Source organism: Bacillus sp. P4_D3 (genome assembly GCF_056401855.1).
This window is the reverse complement of sequence record NZ_JBFUIN010000273.1, coordinates 1-4178: the sequence shown is the minus strand read 5'-3', so window position 1 is coordinate 4178 and position 4178 is coordinate 1. Positions and strand designations below refer to the sequence as shown.

The window sequence follows — 4178 nt, the reverse complement described above, 5'->3', positions numbered from 1 at the left end:
TAATGTACGAATGATGGATCATATTTATGAAATAGAGGATATTAACGTCCAATATGGTGCTTGTGACGTCGAGATTGATTTAACAACTGCTATGATTCCAGAGGGGGAAACGGTTATTGTTATTCGGGGCGTCATTGGTAATATTCGTTTATATGTACCATATGATATTGAATTGTCTTTAAATCATTCTGTTATTGTTGGGCGAGTGCTCCTGCCAGGACATGAAGAAACTGGATTTAACCGTAATGTTACGTTTAGAACAGAACAGTATAAAGAAGCCCCTCGTCGTATTAAAATTATTTCTTCGCTTGTCGTAGGCGATACGGAAGTGAGGAAAGTATAATGAAAAAACAAAGGAATATTTCGTGGATGTATATTCGTTATTCTATGTTGTCCTCTGTGAGTATCGCACTTATTTGTACAATTGTATATGTATGGAAAAGCGAGCAACAAGTTTATGATTTACTATGGAAAGAATCCATTGCTTCTGTTCCAATTGGCTTGTTTATTATAAGTACGAGTCTTCTTATCGGAGGAATTGTAGGATATGCAATCGGTTATTATATAGAGCAGCGTATACAAGGATTAAATACTTTTCTATTTGAAGTAGAGCGAGGGAATTTTCCGAGTGATGTTTCATTTACTGCGGATGATGAATTTCATGAAGTGGAACGAAAAGTAATTGGTCTTGCTCGTCGCTTAGAGGAGCAAGCTGGGCTATTTCAAAAAGTAACGAATGAACGAGCCCATTGGAATGAAGAGATGAGACAAGAAGCGATTTCTCAAGAAAGGCATCGATTAGCGAGAGAGCTGCATGATTCTGTAAGTCAGCAGCTTTTTGCAATGTCGATGATGATGTCAGCCATTAATGAACAAGTAGCTAAAATTCCAGACACGACGCAAAAACAGTTGCAGCTTGTTGAAAATATGGTTGTAAATGCACAATCAGAAATGAGAGCATTGCTCCTTCATTTACGCCCAGTGCAGTTAGAAGGTAAGAAACTAACAGAGGGTATAGAAGAATTATTAACAGAGCTGTCTAGAAAGCAACATATGAAAATTGAATGGTTAATTGAACCGATTCAATTGAAAAAAGGTGTAGAGGATCATTTATTCCGTATTGTACAAGAGGCGCTGTCTAATACTTTACGGCATGCGAAGGCAAAGAAAACCGAAGTACGCCTTCGTAAAATTGATCAATATGCGATTTTGAAAATTATTGATGACGGTGTTGGGTTTAAAGTTGGTGTTAATAAGGCTGGTTCATACGGTTTAAGGTCAATGCAAGAGCGAGTTCATGAAATTGGTGGTACATTAAAAGTTCTTAGTTTTCCGAATAAAGGTACGCAAATAGAAGTGAAAGTACCGATTATGATTGAGAGAGGGGGAGAATCATGATAAAAGTATTATTAGTTGATGATCATGAAATGGTTCGAATGGGTGTATCAGCATATTTATCAACGCAGCCAGATATTGAAGTAGTTGGAGAAGCTGAAAATGGAAGAAAAGGTTCAGAGTTAGCTTTGCAATTAAGACCGGATATTATTTTAATGGACCTTGTTATGGATGAGATGGATGGGGTTGAAGCGACACGTGCTATTATTCAAGAATGGCCAGAAGCGAAAATTGTAGTTGTCACGAGCTTTTTAGATGATGAAAAGTTATATCCTGTTATTGAGGCGGGGGCGACAAGTTATTTATTAAAAACATCAAGAGCGAGTGATATTGCAGATGCTGTACGAGCTACTTATGATGGGGAAACGGTATTAGAGCCGAAAGTTACTGGCAAAATGATGTCTCGTATGCGTCAGAAGAAAGAACAACCTTTGCATGAGGAGTTAACAGAAAGAGAGTCTGAAATTTTGTTATTAATTGCAGAGGGGAAAAGTAATCAAGAGATTGCAGATGAGTTGTTTATTGCCCTTAAAACAGTAAAGACACATGTGAGTAATATATTAAATAAGCTAAATGTAAGTGACCGGACACAGGCGGTTATTTATGCGTTTAGACACCAATTGACGAAATAAGAAGGAAGCTTTGGCTATATATGGTCAAAGCTTTTTGTTGACGGTTAATTATGTAAGCGTTATCATTAAGGTGTTAACAGTACATACAAAGGGGAGAGAGTGTATGTTAGTTCAAACGATATTTGGAATGGATGAAACGAAAAAATTAGGTAACTATGTGAATGCGTTGCAAGCACTTTGTGAACAATATGATATTGAAATAGATCGTATTGCAATTATTGAGGCGACAGAAGAATATTATTTATTTCTAGTAAAACAAGAAGATTGCTATGATGTTGTAAAAGTAGAAACAGTGGATACGAATATTGATTACTATACGAAAGCTTATAAAGTAAGTAGCTTTAATCATACTTCTTATCAAATGTAAAAAACTCCCGAAATGGGAGTTTTTTTATGATACTTTCGATTCAGGTGAATGATCCGTTAATGGTACTGCTTTGGCACCACTTAATTTTGCGATAGTAAAACCGATAATAGCCCCAACTAATGCTGGTACTAACCAGCCAATTCCTTCATTATATAATGGAATAAACTCGAAATAAGATGTGATAGATGAAACAGGAATATTCCCTTGTTTTAAACCATCAAATACGCTCACAACTGCAGATCCAATTAACGCACCTACATAAACAGAACGATATCCACCGAAATATTTATGAAGTAATGATAGTAATACGAGTACAATCGCAATTGGATATACAACAAGTAAAATAGGAACAGAGATTGCGATAATTTTTGTTAAACCTAAGTTGGCAACTAATAATCCTAACGAGCAAATGACACTTGCTAACGTTTTATATGAAAATTTCGTTAATAATGTTGAGAAGTATTGACTGCATGCAGATACAAGTCCAATACATGTTGTTAAGCAAGCGAGTGTAACGATAAGAGATAATAGAATTAAACCATATGGACCGAGTAATTGTTGTACGATAACGGTAAGTAGCTGTCCGCCATTTGTTGCGTATCCGAGAGAGACACTAGTTGTACCGAGCCAGCCAAGTGCACCATATACAAGTACGAGACCGGTAGCGGCAATAAGTCCTGCTTTTGCTGTTGCGATGGCAATGGATTTACGGTCATTCACACCTTTTGAGCGAATTGCATTTACAACGATAATTCCAAATGCAAGTGCTGAAATGGTATCCATTGTTAAGTATCCTTCCATAAAACCTTTGAAAATTGGAGAAATTTGATACTCTTGCATTGCTGGTCCGGATTGCCCGAGGGGTGTAAATACACCCTTAACGAATAATAAGAAAATAGAGAGTAATAAAATAGGTGTTAATACGCTTCCGATACGATCGACGAGTTTAGAAGGATTTAAACTAAGCCAAAATACGATAGCAAAGAAGATGACTGTGTATAAAAATAGCGCTAGGCTGCTAGAGCGAATAGTTTCTGGTAAGAAAGAACTAACTCCCATTTCATAAGCGACATTAGCAACGCGTGGGATGCCCATAGATGGACCGATTGCAATGTATACAACTACTGTAAAGAATATTCCGAATGATGGGTGAACATGACTTGCAAGTTGTTGCATTCCATTTCCTGATAGAGAAATGGCGATAACAGTAAGTAGCGGTAAGCCGACTCCTGTTAGTAAAAAACCAATCATTGCTGGCCAAAAGTTTTCACCAGCATTTTGTCCAAGCATTGGAGGGAAAATTAAATTACCTGCTCCAAAAAATAAAGAAAATAGCATAAGACCTGTGAAAAAAATATGTTTTTTTGATACAGTGTTCATTGTTTTTGCCTCCTTTTTTGTAAATTCATTGTAAGAACACAAAAAACTCGTCCCTTAAGAAAGGGACGAGTTATATTTACCCGCGATACCACCCTAATTTATACATGTAGAAATATATTTATATGTATACGGCTTACAACGTACAACATGATACGTGTTCCTTGTAACGGAGGACGACCGGTAAGAACTTACTTCAGCATTCGGTTCTACTTCTCGGAGATGATTTTCGGTTACGAACTGAGCATTGGCTTTCAGCAAAATACCAACTCTCTGGGGAACAGCCCTGTAACGTACTCGTTCTCGTCAATGAATTTTTATTTAAGTATTCTGACAATATTTTCACATGTTTTTTTTAGAAAGTCAACATATTTTTTGGGAAATATACTTTCCTGTAGAAATATAGC

Annotated in this window: 5 protein-coding genes and 1 other annotated feature; of the genes, 4 read left to right on the top strand and 1 reads right to left on the bottom strand. The window is 36.6% G+C overall.

Going from position 1 to position 4178, the window contains the following annotated elements:
• The 4 genes from liaF to AC1DTM_RS19105 all read left to right on the top strand — a co-directional run.
• The coding region (liaF, locus tag AC1DTM_RS19120; protein WP_477000662.1) for a cell wall-active antibiotics response protein LiaF at positions 1 to 343 on the top strand (343 nt) is incomplete at its 5' end.
• Complete coding sequence (locus AC1DTM_RS19115; protein ID WP_088098861.1) at positions 343 to 1398, top strand: sensor histidine kinase; 1056 nt, start codon at positions 343 to 345, stop codon at positions 1396 to 1398. The genes liaF and AC1DTM_RS19115, both read left to right, overlap by 1 nt.
• On the top strand, positions 1395 to 2027 hold the full coding sequence (locus AC1DTM_RS19110) for a response regulator (RefSeq protein ID WP_000598709.1): 633 nt from the start codon (positions 1395 to 1397) through the stop codon (positions 2025 to 2027). The genes AC1DTM_RS19115 and AC1DTM_RS19110 overlap by 4 nt, the downstream gene beginning before the upstream one ends.
• 10 nt (positions 2028 to 2037) lie before the next feature.
• On the top strand, positions 2038 to 2394 hold the full coding sequence (locus AC1DTM_RS19105) for a DUF3992 domain-containing protein (RefSeq protein WP_078179588.1): 357 nt from the start codon (positions 2038 to 2040) through the stop codon (positions 2392 to 2394).
• 24 nt (positions 2395 to 2418) lie between these two features.
• On the opposite strand, the gene brnQ3 is transcribed toward AC1DTM_RS19105, so the two are convergent.
• Complete coding sequence (brnQ3, locus tag AC1DTM_RS19100; RefSeq protein WP_088098862.1) at positions 2419 to 3774, bottom strand: branched-chain amino acid transport system II carrier protein BrnQ3; 1356 nt, start codon at positions 3772 to 3774, stop codon at positions 2419 to 2421.
• A gap of 58 nt (positions 3775 to 3832) precedes the next feature.
• Positions 3833 to 4090: a binding site (T-box leader), on the bottom strand.
• Positions 4091 to 4178 lie beyond the last annotated feature (88 nt).